16 protein-coding genes are annotated in these 21,811 nt (G+C 68.6%); 6 read left to right on the top strand and 10 right to left on the bottom strand.

Annotated elements, in window-relative coordinates; genetic code table 11:
- Nucleotides 1-196: 196 nt before the first annotated feature.
- Nucleotides 197-1,558 carry an FAD-binding oxidoreductase gene (locus tag HDA44_RS05540; RefSeq protein ID WP_184831899.1) on the top strand — a complete coding sequence of 454 codons (1,362 nt, stop codon included), beginning with the start codon at nucleotides 197-199 and terminating at the stop codon, nucleotides 1,556-1,558.
- 7 nt (nucleotides 1,559-1,565) lie between these two features.
- Here the strand turns inward: HDA44_RS05540 and HDA44_RS05535 are convergent, their stop codons facing one another.
- The 7 genes from HDA44_RS05535 to HDA44_RS05505 all read right to left on the bottom strand — a co-directional run bounded on the left by HDA44_RS05535 (nucleotide 1,566) and on the right by HDA44_RS05505 (nucleotide 12,230).
- On the bottom strand, nucleotides 1,566-3,575 hold the full coding sequence (locus tag HDA44_RS05535; protein WP_184831897.1) for a CehA/McbA family metallohydrolase: 2,010 nt from the start codon (nucleotides 3,573-3,575) through the stop codon (nucleotides 1,566-1,568).
- Between the two features lie 95 nt (nucleotides 3,576-3,670).
- Entirely contained in the window at nucleotides 3,671-6,925 is a 3,255-nt protein-coding gene (gene carB / locus HDA44_RS05530; protein WP_184831895.1) for a carbamoyl-phosphate synthase large subunit, read from the bottom strand.
- Nucleotides 6,926-6,927: 2 nt separating this feature from the next.
- The gene (locus HDA44_RS05525) at nucleotides 6,928-8,967 is read right to left on the bottom strand and encodes a carbamoyltransferase family protein (RefSeq protein WP_184831892.1); all 2,040 of its coding nucleotides are present in this window, start codon (nucleotides 8,965-8,967) and stop codon (nucleotides 6,928-6,930) included.
- A gap of 87 nt (nucleotides 8,968-9,054) precedes the next feature.
- The gene (locus HDA44_RS05520; RefSeq protein WP_184831890.1) at nucleotides 9,055-9,798 is read right to left on the bottom strand and encodes an amidohydrolase family protein; all 744 of its coding nucleotides are present in this window, start codon (nucleotides 9,796-9,798) and stop codon (nucleotides 9,055-9,057) included.
- Nucleotides 9,795-10,472 carry an amidohydrolase family protein gene (locus tag HDA44_RS05515; protein WP_184831888.1) on the bottom strand — a complete coding sequence of 226 codons (678 nt, stop codon included), beginning with the start codon at nucleotides 10,470-10,472 and terminating at the stop codon, nucleotides 9,795-9,797. The genes HDA44_RS05520 and HDA44_RS05515 overlap by 4 nt, the downstream gene beginning before the upstream one ends.
- Nucleotides 10,472-11,719 carry an ABC transporter substrate-binding protein gene (locus tag HDA44_RS05510; RefSeq protein ID WP_184831886.1) on the bottom strand — a complete coding sequence of 416 codons (1,248 nt, stop codon included), beginning with the start codon at nucleotides 11,717-11,719 and terminating at the stop codon, nucleotides 10,472-10,474. Before HDA44_RS05510 ends, HDA44_RS05515 begins: the two co-directional genes overlap by 1 nt.
- 94 nt (nucleotides 11,720-11,813) lie before the next feature.
- Nucleotides 11,814-12,230, bottom strand: a complete 417-nt coding sequence (locus HDA44_RS05505) for a DUF5997 family protein (protein WP_184831884.1) — start codon at nucleotides 12,228-12,230, stop codon at nucleotides 11,814-11,816.
- Nucleotides 12,231-12,263: 33 nt separating this feature from the next.
- Here HDA44_RS05505 and HDA44_RS05500 point away from each other — a divergent pair, with 33 nt between their 5' ends.
- Both HDA44_RS05500 and HDA44_RS05495 read left to right on the top strand, forming a co-directional pair.
- Nucleotides 12,264-12,959, top strand: a complete 696-nt coding sequence (locus HDA44_RS05500) for a LysR substrate-binding domain-containing protein (protein WP_184831882.1) — start codon at nucleotides 12,264-12,266, stop codon at nucleotides 12,957-12,959.
- Between the two features lie 32 nt (nucleotides 12,960-12,991).
- On the top strand, nucleotides 12,992-13,510 hold the full coding sequence (locus tag HDA44_RS05495) for a VOC family protein (RefSeq protein WP_184831880.1): 519 nt from the start codon (nucleotides 12,992-12,994) through the stop codon (nucleotides 13,508-13,510).
- 53 nt (nucleotides 13,511-13,563) lie between these two features.
- Here HDA44_RS05495 and HDA44_RS05490 read toward each other — a convergent pair whose 3' ends face one another.
- Nucleotides 13,564-15,558, bottom strand: coding sequence for a GMC family oxidoreductase (locus tag HDA44_RS05490; protein WP_337905652.1), 1,995 nt, complete (start codon nucleotides 15,556-15,558; stop codon nucleotides 13,564-13,566).
- A gap of 131 nt (nucleotides 15,559-15,689) precedes the next feature.
- The gene (gene cpt, locus HDA44_RS05485) at nucleotides 15,690-16,226 is read right to left on the bottom strand and encodes a chloramphenicol phosphotransferase CPT (protein ID WP_184831878.1); all 537 of its coding nucleotides are present in this window, start codon (nucleotides 16,224-16,226) and stop codon (nucleotides 15,690-15,692) included.
- 92 nt (nucleotides 16,227-16,318) lie between these two features.
- Between cpt and HDA44_RS05480 the strand changes: the two genes are divergently transcribed.
- Together HDA44_RS05480 and HDA44_RS05475 are read left to right on the top strand one after the other, a co-directional pair.
- The gene (locus tag HDA44_RS05480) at nucleotides 16,319-18,292 is read left to right on the top strand and encodes a KUP/HAK/KT family potassium transporter (RefSeq protein ID WP_184831877.1); all 1,974 of its coding nucleotides are present in this window, start codon (nucleotides 16,319-16,321) and stop codon (nucleotides 18,290-18,292) included.
- A gap of 45 nt (nucleotides 18,293-18,337) precedes the next feature.
- Complete coding sequence (locus HDA44_RS05475) at nucleotides 18,338-19,753, top strand: MFS transporter (protein ID WP_184831876.1); 1,416 nt, start codon at nucleotides 18,338-18,340, stop codon at nucleotides 19,751-19,753.
- Nucleotides 19,754-19,820: 67 nt separating this feature from the next.
- Here HDA44_RS05475 and HDA44_RS05470 read toward each other — a convergent pair whose 3' ends face one another.
- Nucleotides 19,821-20,435, bottom strand: coding sequence for a maleylpyruvate isomerase family mycothiol-dependent enzyme (locus HDA44_RS05470; protein WP_184831875.1), 615 nt, complete (start codon nucleotides 20,433-20,435; stop codon nucleotides 19,821-19,823).
- An 84-nt stretch (nucleotides 20,436-20,519) separates the two neighbouring features.
- Between HDA44_RS05470 and HDA44_RS05465 the strand changes: the two genes are divergently transcribed.
- On the top strand, nucleotides 20,520-21,734 hold the full coding sequence (locus tag HDA44_RS05465; protein WP_184831874.1) for a helix-turn-helix domain-containing protein: 1,215 nt from the start codon (nucleotides 20,520-20,522) through the stop codon (nucleotides 21,732-21,734).
- The last annotated feature ends 77 nt before the right edge of the window (nucleotides 21,735-21,811 follow it).

Here is a 21,811-nt window from a genome sequence, read left to right as displayed (position 1 = left end):
TCGCGGCCCGGGCGCTCTCCTGGATCGCAGGAGACCGCTGCCGCTGGCACAGGGTTTCAGCATGTCGGCATTACCGTCGAGTCGGCCCCCCTCTCAGGCGTGTTTCCTGCTCTGCTAGCCGGAAAATGCCATGCGTTCTGACCCACCCGGACGAAAGACTGCGGTCAAGGGTGGGACTCAGGGAGGGAATCGAGACATGAACGACTTGATCAACCAGCTGCGCGGCGCGGTCGCCGGCCCGGTGCTGGGCCGCGGCGACGACGGGTACGCCGCGGAACTGTCCGGCTTCAACCTCGCGGTGACACACACGCCGGACGTGGTGGTCGGGCTGACGTCCGAAGCCGACGCGGCCGCGGTCGTCCGCGCCGCCGCCGCGAGCGGCACCCCGGTGCGCGTACTGGCCACCGGCCACGGCATCCCGGTGCCGATCCAGGACGGCATCGTGGTGACCACGACCCGGATGACCGGCGTGACGGTCGACGCCGCCACGAAGATCGCGCACATCCCGGCCGGCAGCCGATGGGACGAAGTGATCGCCGCCGGTACGCCACACGGTCTGGTACCGGTGGCCGGCGCGTCCGACCAGGTCGGCTGCATCGGGTACACGCTCGGCGGCGGCCTTGGCCCGCTCGCCCGCACCTACGGCTTCTCGTCCGACTGGGCCCGCGGCTTCCGGATCGTCACCGCGACCGGCGAGGTACTGACCGCGAACGCGACCGAGCACCCGGACCTGTTCTGGGCCCTCCGCGGCGGCAAGGGCGGCTTCGGCATCGTCACCGCGATGGACTTCGAACTCGTCGAGCTGCCCACCCTGTACGGCGGATCGGCGTTCTTCGACGCCGAGCACATCCCGGCCGTACTCGGCACCTGGGCCGACTGGACCAAATCACTCCCCGAGGCCGCGAACTCCTCGGTGGTGATCCTCCGCCTCCCACCGCTCGACTTCATCCCCGCGCCCTTGCGCGGCAAGACCGTCGCGAGCGTCCGGTTCGCGTACACCGGTGACGCCGCCGAAGGTCAGCGCCTGTTCCAGCCGATCCGCGACGCCGGTACGCCACTGATCGACGCCGTCGCCGAGATGCCCGGCAGCGACATCCCGCTGATCCACAACGACCCGAAGGACCCGACCCCGTCCTGGGACCGCGGCCTGCTGCTCTCCGAACTCGACGCCGACTTCGTCACCACGTTCCTCCAGGTGGCCGGCCCCGACCAGCAACTCCCGCTGATCGCCGTCGAACTCCGCCACCTCGGCGGCGCCACCACCCGCGACCTCCCGGAAACCACCGCCGTCGGCGGCCGCACCGGCGCCGCGACCCTGACCATGATCGGCGTCCCCGACCCAACCCTCTTCGACACGGCCCTCCCAGCCGCCGCCGACACCGTCCTCACCGCCCTGAAGCCCTGGATCAATCCCGAAACCACAGTCAACTTCGCCGGCGCCTTCACCATCCCCGGCTCCTACCAAGCCTCCTGGCCAACCAACACCTTCACCCGCCTAACCGACCTCCGAACCACCTACGACCCCAACCGGCTGTTCCCGTACGGGCCGAACCTCTAGCAGTAGGTCAGGCTCGCCCGCGCTCGACGATCGCGGCGTAGAAGGCACGCGCTCGGTCGATCACGTCGACGAGGTCGGCGAGTTGCTTGGGATCGGAGAACCTACCTCGTCGCCGAATCATCGCCTCGAAACGGTCGAGCCAGTCCAAACACCAGGTCGCGTCAGTGGGACGTGTCACCGGGAGGCCGCCAACCGCTACCCAGATCGGGCTGGTGTGGGCATACGTCTGCCCCAGCCCGTCGGCGCGGTCGTCCCCGCGTGCCACTGCCGCGAGCCACAACGACTCCCGAGCATCCACGACGGCTTCCAGCATGGCTTCACGCTGATCGGGGCCGACCGCGACGCTCGCAACCACGCCATCCGGTCCGACAACCTCAAGTTGGCGCACGGCGTGTCCCACTACCTTCGCGCGGATGGGAAGGCAGGTTGCGGTAGCTGTCTCAACGGTCTCGCCGAGACCGCGTCCGGCCACACCGAACTCGAGCCAAGGCCCGGTCGTACCGAAAGTGCGGCCGGCCCGCTGAGCTTCCTGCCAGCCGGCCACCGACAGCTCAGCACCACGGAGGTCCGCGTACGCTCGCGCCCAGCCCGGTGGTGGACCGGACGGCTGGGACAGAAACGAATCGGTCCCCGCGGTCGCGGCCAATCGCAGCCCACAACTCAGCAACCGGTGGTACAAGGCCTCAGTGCCCTCACGGTTGCCGACGCCGACAATGTCGACGGAGTCGACCAGACCCAGAGCGGCATCGGCGACAAGCTCCCGCGCTTCCGGAGCGAACTCCGTTCCGGTGAGATCAGGTAGCCAGTCCGGACGAACGTCCGCGAACACGCGGTCCGGTGAACCGTCGGGCGACATCGGCGCGAACATCGGATGGGTGTAATGGACAGTCGCACCGGCATCCCGGAACTCCTCGGCCGCGACCGAGTTCGGCGGCCAGTCGTCAACGTTCTCGGACCGCGGATGTCCGGTCTGGTAGCGCACCGGAGGTGAGGTGGCGCCGAAGGCCCCGAAATGGCCGAGAAGATCATTTCGATACTCCACGCCGAACCGAGCCACCGAGTCGCCGGTCAAGGCCCGCGGCAGGTCCTGTCCGGCCGACGACTCGAAGGCCTCGCGGTCATAGATCAGTGCGGTCGCCTGATTCCCGGCAACCAGGCTCATCAGGTGCAGACCTTCGCCTTGCTGCATCGAGCATGCTTGCGCCGGACTGCAAACCAAACCGCCGTAGTTCATATGGACGTGCAGATCGGCGCCGTACCAACCCTGGGCGGCACCGTCGTACAGCCGCTCCGGTGCCAGTTCGACCTGGACCGTCTGGTCCGGTGCAACGTCCACGACAACGTCGGCTTCCAGGAACTCGCAGCCGCGGGCGAGCCGGACGGTGACCCGCCCGGCCGGGACATCAAGGACCAGCTCATTGCCATGGAAGAACGGCCGACCACGGATGTCGCGCTTCGGCAGCGCATGCTCCGGATACCACCCGCCGCCACGCTCGTCGACCACACTCCAGCGTGAGGGCGCATCGGAGATCAGCTGGAGTTTGCCCGCGGCTACCGGCTCGACCACGCGGACAGAGTGACCGCCAACTGACAGGTCCGGTGATCCCGCGGTCACGAAGGCCGTCGACAGCTGGGCCGGCACCGAACCTTCGGCCGGTACGAGAATCGTGCACGGCACTTTCGTACCACCGACCGCGAACGGCAGCGGATGACCGACTTCGACGCCGCCGGTCCGCGTGATCACAAGGCCTGGAGCCAATGACGCCGGCAACGCACGGATCAGACCGTCGAGCGGATCCGGCAACGACAGCAGCGCGACCAGAAGCGCGATTTCGTCGGCGCCGCCGGTCTCGACGGGCCGGCCGATGCGGGCGAGGTTCGGACGCGCCGTCAGCTCTGCGACCCGTCCGGGATCGGCGTGCCGCACGAACGGCAACAAGCGCCGGTCGCAATCAGGAGTCTCATCGCCCCAGTCCAGCCCGAGCTCCAACGCTCGGGCCCGATAGCGATCAAGCATCAACCGCACCACCGCCGGCAGCGCGGCGTCATCGTCGTGTTCGCAACACATTGCCGAACCATCGTTTCATTAGATAAAACGGACGGTTCAGAATACTACCCGTGGCGAGCACTCGTCCACGACTGCAGGGATCGCACCGCCGGCCGACCTGCACGGCTCAGCTCGATTCCCCGCACCGTCGCGGCGAGACCTCGCGTGGTACCGATGCACGGAACATTCGCCCGCAGCGCGGCACTCCGAATCAGGTAGCCGGTGGTCACCTCGGCCCGACGCATCAGGCCGGCGGTCGGCGTATTGACCACGAGGTCGACCTCCCCGGCGAGAATGCGGTCCTCGCACGCGGCGAGGATGGCTGCCGGTACGCCGTGATCGCGCAGGAGATCGGCGGTTCCGGGCGTCGCGAAGATGGTGAACCCAAGAGCAGCGAGTCGCCGCACAGGTTGAAGCACGTCCTGCTTGTCCCGATCAGCTACTGAAACCAGCACCGCACCGGCCGACGGCAATGTCTCGCCGGCCGCCGTTCGAGACTTGGCGAACGCAGCTCCGAACGTGGTGTCGATGCCCATGACTTCGCCGGTGGCGTGCATCTCCGGGCCGAGGAGAGATTCGATCGCCCGGCCGTCGGGCGTACGGAAGCGGTTGAACGGCAGGACTGGCGCTTTCACCGCGATCACCGCGCCGACCTGCCCGTCGACGCAGTCACCATGCACGGGGAACATCCCCTCCTCGCGCAGCTCAGCGATCCTTGTACCGAGCATGATCCGCGCCGCCGCCTTCGCCAGCGGCACACCGGTCGCCTTGGCGACGAAGGGCACTGTTCGTGAAGCGCGGGGATTTGCTTCCAGCACGTACAAGACACCTTCGGCCAGGGCGTACTGCACGTTCAACAGGCCAAGTACGCCCAGCCTTCGCGCGATGGCCGCGGTCGAGCTGCGAATCTGCAGCAGTGTCTGGTGGTCCAGCGTCACCGGCGGCAGGACACAGTTGGAATCTCCGGAGTGAATGCCTGCCGGTTCGATGTGTTCCATGACACCGGCCAGGTACAGCTCGTGCCCGTCGTACACCGCGTCGACATCGATCTCCACCGCATCATCCAGAAACCGGTCGATGAGTACCGGATGCTCCGGACCCACCGCGGCGGCCCGGTCCAGGTAGTCAGTCAGGCCCTTCTCGTCGTTGACGACTTCCATGCCCTGACCACCGAGTACGTAGGAAGGGCGTATCAACACGGGATACCCGATCCCGGCCGCCGCCTGGCGCGCCTGCCGGCCGGACGCGGCGGTCCGATGATCCGGGGCCGGGAGTCCCGCTCGCCTCAGGAGTTCCCCGAACGCGCCGCGGTCCTCGGCCCGGTCGATGGCCTCCGGCGGCGTGCCGACGATCGGCACGCCGGCCGTGGCCAGCGCCGCGGCCAAGTTCAGCGGAGTCTGACCCCCGAGCTGAACGATCACGCCGGCAAGTGGACCTGCCTGCCGCTCCGCGTCGATGACCTCCATGACGTCCTCGAACGTCAGGGGCTCGAAGTAGAGCCGATCCGACGTGTCGTAGTCGGTGGATACCGTCTCCGGGTTGCAGTTGACCATGATCGTCTCGTAGCCGACCCGCGCGAGTTCCATCACCGCGTGCACGCACGCATAGTCGAACTCGACTCCCTGCCCGATCCGATTCGGCCCGCTGCCCAGGACCAGCACCGCGGGACGCTCGCGGTGCTTGATCTCCGTCTCCTCGTCGTACGCGGAGTAGTGGTACGGCGTATGGGCGTCGAACTCGCCGGCGCAGGTGTCCACTGTCTTGTACACCGGACGTACACCAAGTTGATGCCGTAGCCGCCGCATCGCCGCCGGCGACGTCCCGCGCAGCGCGGCGAGTTGCCGGTCCGAGAAACCGTGCCGCTTCGCGCGGTACAGCCCGTGCCGGGTGAGCTCCTCGGTCGACCTGACCTCGACCGCGATCTCGCACAGGAGCAGCAGCTGATCGAGGAACCACGGATCGATCCTGGTCGCGGCATGCAGTTGCTCGATCGAGGCACCTGCTCGCAGCGCCGCGACGACATCCTGCAGCCGCCCGTCACCGGGCTGCCGGATCTTCTCCAGCAACTCCGTCCGATCGCCCGGCTCGGTGGCGAACTCCAGCTCGCAGCCTGGCCGCTCCAGCGACCGGAGGGCCTTCTGCAGTGCCTCGGTGAAGCATCGCCCGATCGCCATCGCTTCGCCCACACTCTTCATATGCGTGGTCAGTCCCGCATCCGCGGCCGGAAACTTGTCGAACGCGAAGCGGGGCGCCTTGACCACCACATAGTCCAAAGCGGGCTCGAACGACGCCGGCGTCTGCCGGGTGATGTCGTTCGCGATCTCGTCCAACGTGTACCCGAGCGCGAGCCGGGCAGCGATCTTCGCGATCGGAAAGCCGGTCGCTTTCGACGCCAGCGCCGATGATCGGGAAACTCTCGGGTTCATCTCGATGATGATCAGCCGGCCGTCATCCGGCTTCACGGCGAACTGGATGTTGCACCCACCGGTGTCGACGCCGACCGCACGGACCACCGCGAACGCCAGGTCGCGCATCTCCTGGTACTCGCGATCCGTCAGCGTCATCGCGGGCGCCACGGTGACCGAATCGCCCGTGTGCACGCCCATCGGGTCCAGGTTCTCGATCACGCACACGACGACGGCATTGTCCGCGCGATCCCGCATCACCTCCAGTTCGTACTCCTTCCATCCGAGCAACGACTCCTCGATCAGCACCTCCGAAGTGGGCGATGCCGACAAGCCCGCGCCGGCGATCCGGCGCAGATCGTCCTCCGCGTACGCGATGCCGGAGCCCACGCCGCCCATCGTGAACGACGGCCGAACCACGACCGGATACCCGAGTCGGGTCGCGGCGACGAGGCACTCCGCGATCGACGTGCAGGCCGCCGAGTTCGCCACCTCACCACCGGCCAGCGCGACGATCTTCTTGAAACTCTCGCGATCCTCGGCGCAAGCGATCGCATCGACGGACGCGCCGATCAGCTGCACCCCGTACCGTTCCAGGACGCCGCGCGAGTGCAGCGCCACAGCCGTGTTCAGCGCGACCTGACCGCCGACTGTCGCCAGCAGCGCGTCGGGTCGTTCGCGCTCGATGATCCGTTCCACGAACTCCGGCGTGATCGGCTCGATGTAGGTCGCGTCCGCGACCTCCGGATCCGTCATGATCGTGGCCGGGTTGCTGTTCACCAGCACGACCCGCAGCCCCTCGGACCGCAACACCCGGCAGGCCTGGGTTCCGGAGTAGTCGAATTCGCAGGCCTGACCGATGACAATCGGTCCGGACCCGATGACCAGGACGCAGCCGATGTCCGCGCGCCGCACCCTCAATCCGTTCCGGGTGTCAGGGTCAGGAAACGTTCACGCCAGAGTGCGTAGATCTCCTCCCGGTCGGCGGCCGTAAGTTCGCCGTCGGCCGCCAATTCAGCCATCGAGAACTCACCGCCGGATCTCGTCAGGCCGCCGAACAGCCGCGGCGATATGTCGCGGCCGCGCGCGCCGACCTCCCAGCGAATCCCGGCGAGCTGAAGCCGATGACTGATCTCCGGCGCCGCGCCGAAATTGTCCACCCTCTCGACAATGCTGGCCCGTGGCCGGAGCCGAACGCGATAATTGTCGAACTTCGGGAACTTGTCCTGACGCCGGATCAGGAAATTCTCCAGCACGACATAGTCGAGGCCAGTTGTCAGATAGCAGGTCAGGACGTCCTCGACACTCTGGACAATCGGCTCCGCATTGTTGTTGAACGACGTGTTCAGCAACACCGGCGTACCGGTCAGCTCGCCGAATCGCTTGACCAGCCGGTAGAACCGCTCGTCGGATTCGGCGGCGATGATCTGGACCCGGGCCGATCCGTCGACGTGGGTCACCGCTCCCAGTTCGTCGCGGCGTTCCGGACGCACCGGAAGCACGTAGGACATGAAGTCGTAGTTGGCCTCCGCCGCGGGCAACTCGAAGTAGTCGCCGGCCGCTTCCGGAATCACCACGGGCGCGAACGGCCGGAAGTCTTCCCGGCTCTTGATCAGCTGGTTCACCCGGCTCCGGTTGGCCGCCGGCCTGGGGTCGGCAAGGATGCTCCGGTTGCCGAGCGCGCGCGGGCCGAATTCCGATCTGCCCTGCGCCCAGCCGAGGACAGCTCCCGCGCTGAGGAGCTCTGCCGCCGCCACAACGGGGTCGTCGACCTGTTCGTAGCTGATCAGCTCGCTCCAGGACTTCAATTCGCGGGCGATCTGCTCCGCTGATCCCAGTGCGGGCCCAAAGCTGGCCGACCGCAGCTTCTGCCGCGTGCGCAGGTCTCCGGACCTCGACGAGTACGCCGCCAGCGCGGCGCCTTCGGCCGCGCCCGCATCGTGCGACGCGGGATGCACGAAAACCTCGTCGAACATCCCGGACCGAACGAGCACGCCGTTGAGTGTGCTGTTGTGCGCGACGCCGCCCGAGAAGCAGAGTCGCCGGAGACCGGTCACCCGCGTCCAGTGCTCGAACACGTGCGCCGCGATCGTCTCGACCGCTTCCTGCAGCGCGGCTGCCAGATCGGCATGCTGCTCGGTGAACTGCTCTCCCTTTCTCCGCGGCAGCAGTCCCGCTGATGCGCAGGCACGCGCGACGTACGTGTACGGAAGATCCTCCAGGCCGAGTGCGAAGTACCGATCGTCCGAACGGCCGTAGAGCTCGTAGTCGCCCTCGCCGGTCAACGTGTACAGGCTTTGCACGATGTCCCGGCACTTCTTCGGGTCTCCGTACGGCGCGAGTCCCATGACCTTGTACTCGTCGCCGAAGCCGTAGCCCAGGAACTTCGTCACCGCGAGATAGAGGAAGCCGAGCGAATCGATCAGTGGGAAGGTCTTGAGCGGCTCGAGATGTCCGGCGGCGCCTCGAAAGAGGGTGCCGGACTCGGCTTCGCCGCTGCCGTCCATCACGGCGACCAGCGCTTCCGTCATGCCCGAATTGGCGAACGCGGACAGACCGTGCGCGACATGATGCCGGACGAAGATCAGCTTCTCGTCCGGGAGTTCGGAGCCGAATGATTCCCGTAGGAGTCGCCGAACAATTGCCCGGGCACCCAGTTCACCATCGCCGCCCTGAACGAAACGGTCCTGAACGAGGCCGCGATCGACAAAGTCCTCGGCGAAATTCACGGCGATCGCATCAAGGTCGGACAGCTCGGCCCCTGCTTGATCAAGGCACGCTTGTATCGATCCCATCGGAAAGGCGAAACCTTTCTTGATCCGGTTCAGCCGTTCCTCTTCCACCGCGGAAACCAGTTTTCCGTCATCAAGAAGGCACGCCGCACTGTCGTGATAACCGACCGGATAGATGCACCCATCCACTTCGACCGGACCGCCGGAAACCCCCAGAATCAGCATATCGGTGATTATTCGGGTCCGGCCGGCAAAACGACAAGGCGGCGCATTCTGCCTGGCCTGGAAACTCGCGGCCGTCGTACGGGCCGGTCAGCGGTTGAGTAGGCGGGTCATTGTGCCGGTCAGCAGTTGATTGCGGTCGGGCTGGGTGATGGGGGCCAGTTGGATGCGGCCCAGGCCGACTCGGAGGTCGAGGAACAGGGCGTCGGAGCCGAAGGCCATTCGGTGGGCGCCTACCTCGGTTATCAGCCAGGCGATGTGGCGGGCGGTGGTGCGGGAGCCGCAGAGTTCGAGGGTGATGTTGGGGTGCTGGTTGGCGACGGCCGCCGCGGCTGGGAAGCCGGGTGGGAAGAGGGCGGCGTGGCCCATCAGGAGTTCGACTGATGGGTACCGGGCGGCGACCGTGGCGAAGTGCTCGGGGGCGCACCATGGGGAGCCGAACATGCCGTGGGACAGGACGAGGCGGTCGTGTTCGGCGGCCAGTTCGAAGGCGGGGGCGTACGCGGGGCCGTCCAGGGCGTACTCGTGGGTGTCCGGATGGAGCTTCAGGCCGACGATGCCGGGGCGGGTGAGCAGGTCGGCGGTTCGGGCGCGCGCGTCGGGGGCGTGCGGGTCGAACACGGCGTACCCGAGGAAGCGCCCGGGATAGCGGTCGATTTCGTCGAGCAGCAAGGCGTTTCCGGCGGCGGCGTCCGGGCCGATCGCGAGCAGGTGCGAGACGCACATCGTGCTGACGCCGCACTGGTCCATCACCCGGACCAGGCTCGCGGTCGAACTGTCCGGGATCGCGAACGCGTACCAGGAGCCGAGATGCCCGTGCGCGTCGATGATCATCCGATCAGCTCCAAAATGTTGCCACCGGCAATCAGCTCGACCTGGTCGGCCGGTAGCTCAAGATGATCGAGCTGGTACCGCGGACCGGCGTCGTCGGTGATCGGTGCGCCGGTGCCGAACAGGACGCGATGCGCGCCGTACCGCCGTACCACCCACTCGACCGACAGATGCCCGCACAACGTCGCGGTGTCGACGCGGAGCTGAGGATGTACGTCCATCAGGTCGGCGAGCTCACGCAACGCGCGGTAGCCGGTGTTGATCAGCACGATCCGCAGCCCCGGTACCGAGCTCGCGAGTTGATGCACCGAACCCGGGCTCTCCAACGCGAGCAGTACGGTCACGTCACGCTCGGCCAGCTCGCGCGCGGTCGCCAGGCCGTGCGACCCGGTCAGCAAGAACCTGTGCTCCGAAGGACATAACCGTACGAGCCGCGCGTCGGCCGGCGCCTCGCGTCCAAGCGGACCGGGTACGACGATCGGTACGCGGATCAACCGTGGATCGACCGGAAGCTCGGCCATCGCGGTCGGGTCGTAGTACAGGTCGTGGGAGTGCACGACGCAGGCCGCGTCGATCGCGATCCGGTCGAGCTCGGCCAGCAGGCCCGGTGCGTCCTTGCTCGGTACGTCGTCCGTCGGCACCGGGCCGATGATGCGGTTGACATCGACGACCCGCATCAGCGCTGCCTGGCGAGCAGGTCGTTCGCCTGCTTCGCCGCGTCGTCCAGCCCTTGCCGCGGCGTCTTCTTCCCGGTCAGTACGGCCTGGATCTGCACCGCCAGCAGGGCCATGATCTGCCGCGCCGCCGGATTCACCTCACCCGAGTACGCGTACTGCAACGCGTCGTCGAACTTCTTCGACCGCGCGTCGGCCGCCGGTACGGGCGCATCGGTCCGCGGTGACAGGAAGTCCGACGCGGTCGCCATGCTGATCTCCTGCTTCGGCTGCGTCATGAAGCTGAGGAACTTCTCGGCGGCGTCGACGTTCTTCGAGCCCGCGTTCACCGCCAGTCCCCCGGGCAGGCCGAAACCGACCCGCTTCTTGTTCTGCAGTGGTACGCCGACGATTACGTTCGCGGCGCCCCAGCTCGCGGACACCGTCCGTACGTCGGTCAGCGTGTTCGTGAAACCCATCGCGACCTGCCCACGGCCGAGCGCCTGATCGGCGACCAGGTTGGTGTTGCTCAGCGCGGTCTTCGGTACGGCGCCCTCGTCGTACAGGCCCTTCAGGAACGTCAGCGCCTCGACACCGGGCGCCTGGTCGAACGCGACCTTCTTGCCGTCCGCGGCGAACACCGAACCGCCGGCCTGCCAGAGCAGCGGGTAGAAGCTCAGGTTCAGCGAGGTCTCCGGCGAGGCGGAGTAGTCGAGCGTCGCGACCCCGGCCTGCTTGAGCTTCGGCGCGGCGGCCTTGATCTCGTCCCAGGTGTCCGGCGGTTTGCTGATCCCGGCCTTGTCGAGCAGCAACTTGTTGTAGATCGTGGTGGTGACCGTGTGGTAGATCGGCACGGCGTACAGCTTGCCGTCGACGGTCAGCGCATCGAGCGCACCGGGCAGGAACTTGTCCTTGTCCTTCTCCAGCACCTTGTCGACCGGCGCCAGCGAACCACCGGTGACGAACTGCGGGATCTGGTCCGGACCGAGCAGCAGGACGTCCGGGCCCTTGCCGCCGGAGAACGCGGTCGCCAGTTTCTGGTCCCGGTTCGCCCACGGCTGCTGCTCGATCCGCAGGTCGACGTCCGGGTTCGCCGCCTCGAAGTCCTTCTCGATCGATCCCCAGTACGCGGTCGACTTCTGCTCGTTCGCGATCACCGGGTACATCCAGACGGTGACGGCCGGTTTGGCCGCCGTCTTCCCCTGGCAGCCGGCCGCCGCCAGGGCGATCGCGGCGACGGTCACCAGGCTCACGAACCGGTTGCGGCGCATCCGACCTCCCGCTGCTCTCTTTTCGGCCATGACCGAAAATACAGCGGAAGAACCCCGTGCAGTCAACACCTGGTGGCGACCCGACGCCGAGTGGTTACCGGCGACCGGTCCGCCGCGGCTCGGCCTTGTCCTGGCCGGCCTGCTTCTGCTCCGCGGCCAGGCGGCGGACGTCGGCCTGCGTCGCGCGCTCGTGTTGCAGCCAGTCCGGGTCGGCGGCCTTGATCTCCTCGATCTCGGCCGTGGTCAGCGCGTCCGTGACGCCGGCCCGGGCCAGGCCGCTGATCGACACCCCGAGCTTGGCCGCGACCACCGGGCGCGGGTGCGGGCCGTCGCGCCGGAGATCCCGCAGCCACTCCGGCGGGTCCGCCTGCAGCGCGTCCAGTTCGTCGCGCGAAACCACCCCGTCCTGGAACTCCGCGGGCGTCGCCGGCAGGTACACCTCGAGTTTCTTCGCCGCGGTGGCAGGCTTCATCGTCTGCGTGGTTTTCCGGGGAGTATTGCGCGCCGTCATGGCAGCAGCGTAACGCCCGGTAACCTCAGCACCGTGACCGGATTCCGGCTGGGCTACGTTCCCGGCGTGACACCCGCCAAATGGGCCCGGATCTGGGCCGAGCGGCTGCCCCGGGTTCCGCTCGAACTGGTCCAGGTCACCGCCGCGGAGGCGCCCGGACTGATCCGGGCCGCGGAGATCGGCGCGGCGTTGCTGCGGTTGCCGATCGACCGCGCCGGGCTGCACGCGATCCCGCTGTACGTGGAGCAGTCGGTGGTCGTCGTACCCAAGGACCACCTGATCACCGCGGCGGACGAGGTCACGGTGGACGATCTCGCCGACGAGCTCACACTGCATCCGCTGGATGACGTACTCGAGTGGGACGGGCCGCCCGGGCGAGTGATCGAGGACCGGCCGGTACGCACCGGGGAGGCGATCGAGCTCGTTGCCATGGGCACCGGCGTACTGGTCGTACCGCAGTCGCTGGCAAGACTGCATCACCGGAAGGACCTCACGTACCGGCCGATGGTGGGCGTACCCGAGTCGCAGGTGGCACTGAGCTGGCCGGAGGACTCGACTTCCGAGCTGGTCGAGCAGCTGATCGGGATCGTCCGCGGACGGACGGTGAACAGCACCCGCGGAAGCACGCCGGCCACGAAACCCCAGAAGCCCGCCGCGCCCCGGAAGGAGGGCGCGCCCCGGAAGGGTGCCAAGGTGAGCGGTCCGCGCGGGAAGAAACGGCGTCGCTAGAATTCGGTTGAGTCTTCAACTACTATGGCGGCATGGCGATCTTCCGGTTGAACCACGCGGTCCTGTACGTACGCGACGTCGCGGCGAGCGTCGCGTTCTACCGAGACGTCCTCGGCTTCGGGTACACCGAGACCGGCGACGCCATTCCCGGCGCGGCGTTCCTGCGGGCGCCGGGGTCCAGCAACGACCACGACCTCGGGCTGTTCCAGATCGGTTCGCAGGCGGCGCCGTCCGGTGCCGGGCGGACGTCGGTCGGGCTGTACCACCTCGCCTGGGAGGTGGACACGCTCGGTGACCTGGAAGAGCTGGCCGCGGCGCTCGGCGCGCACAGCGCTCTTGTCGGCGCATCCGACCACGGCACCACCAAGTCGCTGTACGGGCGGGACCCGGACGGGCTCGAGTTCGAGATCGTCTGGATCATCCCGGCCGCGCTGCTCACCGACGAGGACCGGAACAAGACCGGCATCGCGCGCCTGGACCTCCAGGCCGAGATCGCCAAGTACGGCCGCGAGACCCACAGCGGCGTCGGGATCTCCCGCACCAACGCCTGACCTCAGCCGTAGGCGATCCGCCAGGCGACACGGGGTAAGCCACGCGGCGGGGTTCAGCCGCGGGTGATCCGCTCGGCGATGCGGAGTGAGTTGGCGAGGACGGTGAGGACCGGGTTGACGCCGCCGTTGGTGACGTGGAGCGAGGCGTCGGCGATCCAGACGTTGTCGTGACCCCACACCCGGCCGTTCGGATCGGTCACCGACCGGGCCGGGTCCGTGCCCATCCGGCAGCTGCCGGCCTGATGCTGACCGGTACTCGCCTGACCCCGGCTGCCAGCCTCCCCGACCGCCGTCCGCACGGCGCCGGCCTCCTCCAGCCACGCCTTCGCCTTCGCGCTCATGAACGCATGCGCGCGAACATCCTCCGGATGGATCGACCCACTCGTCACCACCACCGGATTCCCGAACCGGTCGACCACGGACCGATCGACCCGTACCCGCGACTCCGCCGACGACATCTCCTGGATCGGCCCGACCACCCGCACCATCCGCTGCAGTTCCCGCCGCAGCGCCTGCTTGCTCGCCAGGCCGGTCCGCGGGATCAACCCGGCACTCGTCAGATAGTCGTACGTGGCGGCGGGCGTCGGCACGAACTCGTTCGCGAGCATCCCACCGCCGACGATCCCATCGTTCCCGTGCCGGAAGTCGCAGGTCGCGATCGACACCCCCGGCCCGGCGAAATCGGTCACTTCGTCGTCGAACAGCCCGACCGCGCCCGCGTACACGTGTGCCTGCAGGTGGCGGCCGACCTGATCCTGGTTGTTGCCGATCCCGTCCGGCTCGCCGTCGTGCGCGCTGTTCAGCAACAACCGCGGCGTCTCGGAGGCACCCGCGGCCACAACCACCTCGGCGCAGGAAACGGTGCGTCGCCAAAGCTGGCCGTACGCATCGGTGGCCACCAGCGCGACGCCGACGACTCGGCCGGCTGAATCCGTCACCAGCCGTTCGGCGGTTGTCTCAATGACGAGAGTGCAGTTGCCGGTGGCGAGCGCGGCCGGAAGGGCAGTGTTGTGCGTACCGCCCTTCGCCTCGACCGGGCAGGCGAAGCCGACGCACTGCGCGCAACGTACGCAGGCGGACCGTCCTTGGTAGTCGGTCGAGTTGATCAGTAGAGGTACGTCGAGCGTGCCCCAGCCGAGCCGTTCGGCCGCCTCCGCCAATCGGTGTGTTGGCCCGGTGCGTGGAAGTGCAGGCATGGGCAGCGACCGCGGCTCGTGCCACGGGTCGGTGCCGCCGCCGCTCACGCCGAAGCGTTGTTCGGCGAGGGAGTAGTACGGGTCCAGGTCTTCGTACGAGATCGGCCAGTCGGACAGGGCGCTGCCTTCGGGTACGCCGTACGTCGACGCCATCCGGAAGTCCAGTGGTACGAAACGCCAGGCCTGCGCGCCGTACACCCGGGTGCCGCCGCCGACCGTGAACGCGTTGTTTCCCCAGCCACCGTCCGGTGGGAGTACGCGGGTCCGCACGCCGTCGACCACCGAGATCCGCGGGCGGCCGTGCGGGTCCGGGTCGGTCGGCGCGGGTAGTCCGGCGACGGAGCGTGGGTTTCGCAGGTGGTCGCGGGCGAGGTCGGACGTCGCCGGATAGCTGCCCAACTCCACGACCAGGACCGAACGCCCCGACTCAGCCAACACCTGCGCGGCCGCTCCCCCGCCCGCTCCCGAGCCGATCACCACACAGTCGTACCGCTCCGCCAACGCGTCCCTGGCCGTCACCACCAGCCGCGCGCCGGCCGCCTCGAACTCCCGCGACCGCCACCCCACCGACTCCCAGCCCGCCGCGCTTGAGTAGTACCCCTGCACCACCAGCCACACCAACCACCCGACATCCCCACCACCCAACAACCCACCCAGCGCCTCCCCCGCGCGGGCTTCGGCGGCGACCGCGAGGCCGCGTTCGACCCGCGGGAGCCAGTCCGGCCGGTCCGTCGTCAGCACCCGCTCGACGAACTCCACCACTCCGCCGGCCGCCGACGGACTCTCGTCCCCCGGCACGACCACATCCGCCAACCACTCCAGCAATCCCCGCTGCTCTTCAGTAAGCCGCACCCCCAAATCCTTCCACGCCCAACGCGTACCGAAGAACAGGAGGTGTTTCGGCCCAGCTAGTGCACCTGAGCGCGCGACCCGCCACGCGTACACCGTCTCAGCAGTGCACTACCTGTCCTTCAGTACGCCAGTCAGCGCATCACGTACGCGGCGATCGTGCGGGCGCAGTCGATCGACTCGGCGTGGGACGTGTCGACCTCGACGTCGTACTTCACGCCCTCGTGCACCACGACGGCCTGCTGTGCGGCCATGCCCTTGGCGCGGTCGCCACGGGCGATCTCGCGGCCGGCGGCGACGGCAGGGTCACAGTGGACGCCGGCCCAGACCGTCTCCAGGTCGCCGATCGCGTCCTTCCACCGCTGTTGCGAGGACGGGCCGCCGAGGAACACGTCGTCGACGATCACCCGCCCGCCGGCGCGGCACATCGCGACGATGCCCGCGAGCCAGGCCGCGTCCAGCCGGCGGAATCCGGGCCCGACCGTCACCTCGCCGTCCGGACCGATCACGATCCCGTCGGCGGAGCCGTCCATCCCGGCCGGCAGCGCGTCCACGAAGTCGTCGACGCTGAACGCCAGCCACGGCTCGTCCAGTACGGCCTGGAGGCATCGCACGATCCCGGTCTTCCCCGAGCTGGACCCACCGTTGACGATGATCAATCGAGCTGTCACCGCGCCAGATTAACCGCGCGCACCGAGCCCGGTGGCGGAAGCGGCCCCGACGTCCGGCCCGGTAGCTCTTCGGACGGGTATCGTCCGAGGATGTGACGGATCAGAAAGAGCCTGCCGGGCCGGACTCCACCGCGGCGGCCACCGAGCCCGCGGGCACCGGCAGCACCCTGCACGACACGGCCCGGCTGGCGGTGATCGTCGGTGCGCTCGGGGTCGTGTTCGGGGACATCGGCACCAGCCCGATCTACACCCTGCAGACGGTGTTCAACCCGGCTGACCCGCACCCGGTGCCGGTCAGCGACAACAACGTGTACGGCGTGGTGTCGCTGATCTTCTGGTCGGTGATGATCATCGTCACCGTCACGTACGTGATGCTCACGATGCGCGCCGACAACGACGGTGAGGGCGGCGTGATGGCGCTCATCACGCTGCTGCGCAAATGGCGCTCCACGCACCCCGGCCGGCGGGCCGCCGCGGTGCTGGCGACGGTGGGCCTGTTCGGGGCGTCGTTGTTCTTCGGCGACGGCATGATCACCCCGGCGATCTCGGTGCTGTCGGCGGTCGAGGGACTCAAACTGGTCGAGCCGTCACTCGGCCAGTACGTCATCCCGATCACCGCGGTCATCATCACCTTGCTGTTCATGGCCCAGCGCCGGGGTACCGAATCGGTCGGCCGGGTCTTCGGGCCGGTCATGATCGCCTGGTTCACGGTCATCGGCGTGGCCGGGATCGGCGGCATCTTCACGCACCCGCAGATCCTCAAGGCGCTCTCCCCGACGTACGCGATCGGGTTCCTGGCCGGGCACTTCCACATCGCGTTCTTCGCGCTCGCGGCGATCGTGCTGTCGATCACCGGCGCCGAGGCGCTGTACGCGGACATGGGGCACTTCGGCCGCAAGGCGATCAGTCGCGGCTGGCTGTTCCTGGTGCTGCCGGCCTGCACCCTCAGCTACATGGGCCAGGGCGCGCTGATCCTGAAAGACCACGCGAACATCAGCGGCCCGTTCTTCCTGCTGGTGCCGAGTTGGGGCCGGCTGCCGCTGGTGCTGCTGGCCACGGCCGCGACCGTGATCGCGTCGCAGGCGGTGATCACCGGCGCCTACTCGGTGATGGCGCAGGCCGCCCGCCTCGGGTACCTGCCGCGGTTGCGGGTCACGCACACCTCAGCGACCACGATCGGCCAGATCTACGTACCGTTCGTCAACTGGCTGCTGTTCGTGTCGGTGCTGACGCTGATCTTCGCGTTCCGCAGTTCGGCCGCGTTGGCGTACGCGTACGGGATGACCGTGACCGGGACGATCAGCATCACGACGCTGCTGTTCTTCTATGTCGCGCACTACCGCTGGAACGTCCCGAAGTGGCTGATCGCGCTCGGCGCGGTCCCGCTGCTCACGGTCGACCTGCTGTTCATCGCGGCCAACCTGACCAAGCTGCTGCACGGCGCGTGGCTGCCCCTGCTGATCGCGCTGACCGCGTTCATCGTGATGACTACCTGGCAGCGCGGTCGCGAGGTCGTCACCCGCGAGCGGGAGCGGGCCGAAGGTTCGCTGCAGGAGTTCATCGACGAGCTGAGCTCCGGCAAGCTGGCCGTCCGGACGGTCCCGGGGACGGCGATCTTCCTGAACCGTGGTGGCGTCAGCGCCCCGCTGGCGCTGCGCGCCAACGTCCGGCACAACGAGGTCCGGCACGAGCATGTGGTGATCGTCGCGATCGACACCGAGCCGGTGCCGCGGGTCGCCGACGAGAACCGGGTGACGGTGAACGACCTCGGGTACGGCGACGACGGGATCACCCACGTCACGATCAAGTTCGGCTACATGGAGCGCCCGAACGTACCGGCCGCGCTGGCGCTGCTGGATCCGGCCGACTCCGAGGGACCGCTGGATCTCGACCAGGCGTCGTACTTCCTGTCCAAGATCGAGCTCCGGCGCGGCAAGGCGCGGACGATGGCCGGCTGGCGCAAGCAGTTGTTCCTGGCCACCTCGCACATCACCGCGGACGCCGCCGAGGCCTTCAGCCTGCCCCGCGACCGGACCGTCATCATCGGCTCGCACGTCGAGGTCTGACCACGTTTGACTTCAACTTAACTTGAGCCTTTAGCGTTTCGGCTCATGACCACCGATTTCTCCGAACCCCCCGCGGACGTTGACGAATCGTCCGCGGGCAGTTGGGGCGAGCTGTTCTCGCGGACCTACCTGGCCAGTGTTTCGGTCCTGGCCGGCGGCGTCGCGCTGTACGCGATCAACCTGTACTTCACCGCCGCGCTGATGCCGTCGATCGTCGACGACATCGGCGGCGCGGCGTACTACGCCTGGGTCTCGACCGGCTTCCTGATGGCGGCGGTGATCGCCTCGATGCTGGTCAGCCGGATCGTCGGCGCCTGGGGCGCGTCGACGGCGTACCTGATCGGCTTCGGCGTGTTCGGGCTCGGCACCCTCGCGAACCTGCTGAGCCCGACCATGGAATTGCTGGTCGCGGGCCGGATCGTGCAGGGATTCGGCGGCGGCCTGCTCGCGGGGCTCGGATACGCCGTCATCAGCGCGGCGCTGCCCGCGCGGCTGTGGACTCGCGCCACCGGCTTGATCTCGGCGATGTGGGGCGTCGGCACGCTGGTCGGGCCGACCCTCGGCGGTCTGTTCGCCGAGCTGGGCGCGTGGCGCGGGGCGTACGGCTTCCTGCTGCTGGTCGCGATCGTTCTCGCGGTGCTGACCCGGCGAGCGCTTCCGCACGGCGGCGGCTCGCCCGACCGTACGCCGCTGCCGGTCTGGTCGCTGGTGCTGCTGACGCTGACGGCGGCCGCTTTCAGCGTCAGCTCGACGGTGCCGCACGGTGCGCCGCTGGTGGCGGCGCTGATCGCCGGTGTCCTGCTGCTCGTCGCGTTCCTGCTGGTCGAGATGCGCGGCCGGACCAGCGTGCTGCCCGCGCGGACGTACCGGCGCGGCAGCCCACTGAAGTGGGTGTACCTCACCGTCGCCGCGCTCTGCGCCGGCGTCATGACGGAGGCCTTCATTCCGCTGTTCGGCCAGAAGCTCGCCGGGCTCTCGCCGCTGCTCGCCGGGCTGGTCGGCGCCGGGATCTCGGTCGGCTGGGTGGCCGTGCAGGTGTTCAGCGTCAACTTCGGCGACCGCGCCGCCCGCCGCGCGATCCGGGTCGCCCCGGCACTGCTGACGGTGGGTCTGGTCGCCTACGGCCTGCTGCAGGCGAACAACGCGTCGGCCGTGCTCGTGGTGGCCTGGGCCGCCTCGTTGTTCGTCGGCGGCGTCGGCATCGGCCTGGCGTTCCCGCACCTGAGCGTCGCCGCGCTGAGCAGCTCGGACGACCCGGGCGAAGGCGCGAAAGCAGCCGCCGGCCTCAACACGACCGAGCTGATCGCCAACACCGTCGCCTCAGCCATCGCCGGCACCTTGGTCAGCCTGGGCGGCACCTCCCACGTGGACGGCGCCCGCCTGATGGCCCTCGGCATCGCCGCCTTCACCGCTCTCGCCCTCATCGCCGCCTTCCGCGCCACGGCTGCTCCTCGCCACTGACGGGTTATGTGACCGCTGGCACGTTACAACCCGCCAGCGGTCGAACAACCTGCTAGTGCGCGGCGCACTAGAGCCAGGGTGGGAGCGGCGCGGCGGGGGCCCCGTCGGCGGTGAGGACATCCGCGTACGGGCGACCGGCGAGGTAGGCGGCGAGCTCCGGGAGTGGGGCGGTGAGGTCGGGTACGTCGCCGCGTTGCTGGCGGATGTCCGTGCACAGGGCGTCCAGGAAATCAGCGGGCAGGTCGGCGAAGGTGATGCCCGTGCCCAGGTCGACCGCGTGGATCAGCACCTCACGCGACCGCATCCACGGGATCCGGGTCGCCGGGACCACCGCGCCCTGAGCGGTCCGGATCCGCGCCTGCCACTGCTCGTCCGTCAGCTCACCGAACGCCTCGGACAGCACCCGCGCCGACGAGTCGAACCAGGTCCGCAGCTCGTCGGCCGGGCGGCCCGACGCCGCCTCGATGTCGGCGTTGCGGGCCTCGCGCGACGGGTACATCGGCCGCTCCTCGCCGGTGCGGGCCCAATGCACCAGATTGCCGAGCGCCGCCGCGTTCAGCGACAGATGCGCGGCCACGTGACCGCGTGTCCACCCCGGCAACAGCGATTCTCCGTCGAGCTCCGCCAGCGCGCCGCGGCACAGCTCGGTACCTTCGTCGATCCACTCGTGCACCCGGTCCATGAGGGGAACGTAGCCGACGACGGCGCGGGTTGTTGCGGCGGTGGGGTGATCTGGTGAGACTGAGCCGGTGAAGGATGGCCGCTGATGGTGACGACGATCGGAGTGGTGGGGCCGGCTGACCTGGTCACCTCCAGTAGCCGGATCGTCAAGGGGTTGCGTGGGGTCGAGGTCGTTCCGCTGCGGTACCGGCGCGAGACCGACACGCCGAAGGTGATGGCCGGCGCGCCGGGCAGTGTCGACGCCTGGCTGTTCACGGGCGTCGTCCCGTACCAGATCGCCGCCGCGCAGGACCTGCTCGATCGGCCGGCCGCCCACGTGGAGTACACCGGCGCGACGCTGATGCGCGCCCTGGTCCAGCTGCTCCGCGAGGGGCGGGACGTGACTTCGCTCAGCATCGACGTACTCGATGAGGCCGAGGTCCGCGAGACGTTCGACGAGGTCGGTCTGCCGACGAAGGGCGTCCGCGTACTCCCGTACCGCCCTGGTCTGAGTCTTGACGACATCCTCGCCTTCCACCACCAGGCCAAGGCGACCGTCGCGATCACCTGCCTGCGATCCGCGTACGAGAAGCTGCGTACCGAACAGGCAACGCTACGCCTGGCGCCATCGGTTCACTCGGTGCGTACGGCGGTCAACAGCCTGCTGCTCAGGCATGACGCACTGCGCAGTGATGACGCGCAGATCGCCCTCGGCCTGGTCGAGATCTCGCCGGACGCCGAGGCCGCGCTGCACCGCGAGGCCGGCACGCTCGGCGGCAGCGTGATCCGGTACGACGACAAACGCTGGCTGGTGATCGCGACCCGCGGACCGCTCGAGCAGGCGACCGCCGCGTTCACCGAGCTCGGCATGCTGACGCGGTTGAAGGAGCAGTTCGGTCCGGTCCGGATTGGGTTCGGCATCGGCGGGTCCGGCACCGAGACCGAGGCGCTGGCCCGGCGCGCGCTCGGCCGCGCGAAGACCGCGGGGCGTACGGCCGCCGTCGTGTCGCTGCGCAACGACATCGACCTGGTACTGGTCGGCGGTGCCCCGCCGCGTGCCCAGCAACGGTCGAAGCTGCATCTGCTCGCGCAGCGGGCCGGTCTCTCGAAGGCGACCCTCGAACGGCTCCAGGAGCTCGTCCGCGCCACGCCGGAGGACGGTCTGACCACCCGCTCGGTCGCCGACCACCTGGGCATCCAGCCGCGGACCGCCCGGCGGGTCCTGAACCGGCTGGAGCGGGCCGGCCTGGCCGACGCGACCGGGACCCAGCTCGGTACCGGCAGCGGCCGCCCGCTGGTCGTTTACCGCGTTCATCTCTGATCAGTTCCCGAACGGTTGACGCACCAATGCACGTCCGGCTAATTTCAGCCATGACCGTAATTAGGTGCGCGCTGGCC

Origin of the sequence: Kribbella solani (assembly GCF_014205295.1) — a bacterium.
Taxonomy (GTDB): domain Bacteria; phylum Actinomycetota; class Actinomycetes; order Propionibacteriales; family Kribbellaceae; genus Kribbella; species Kribbella solani.
This window is presented reverse-complemented; position numbering and strand designations above follow the sequence as displayed.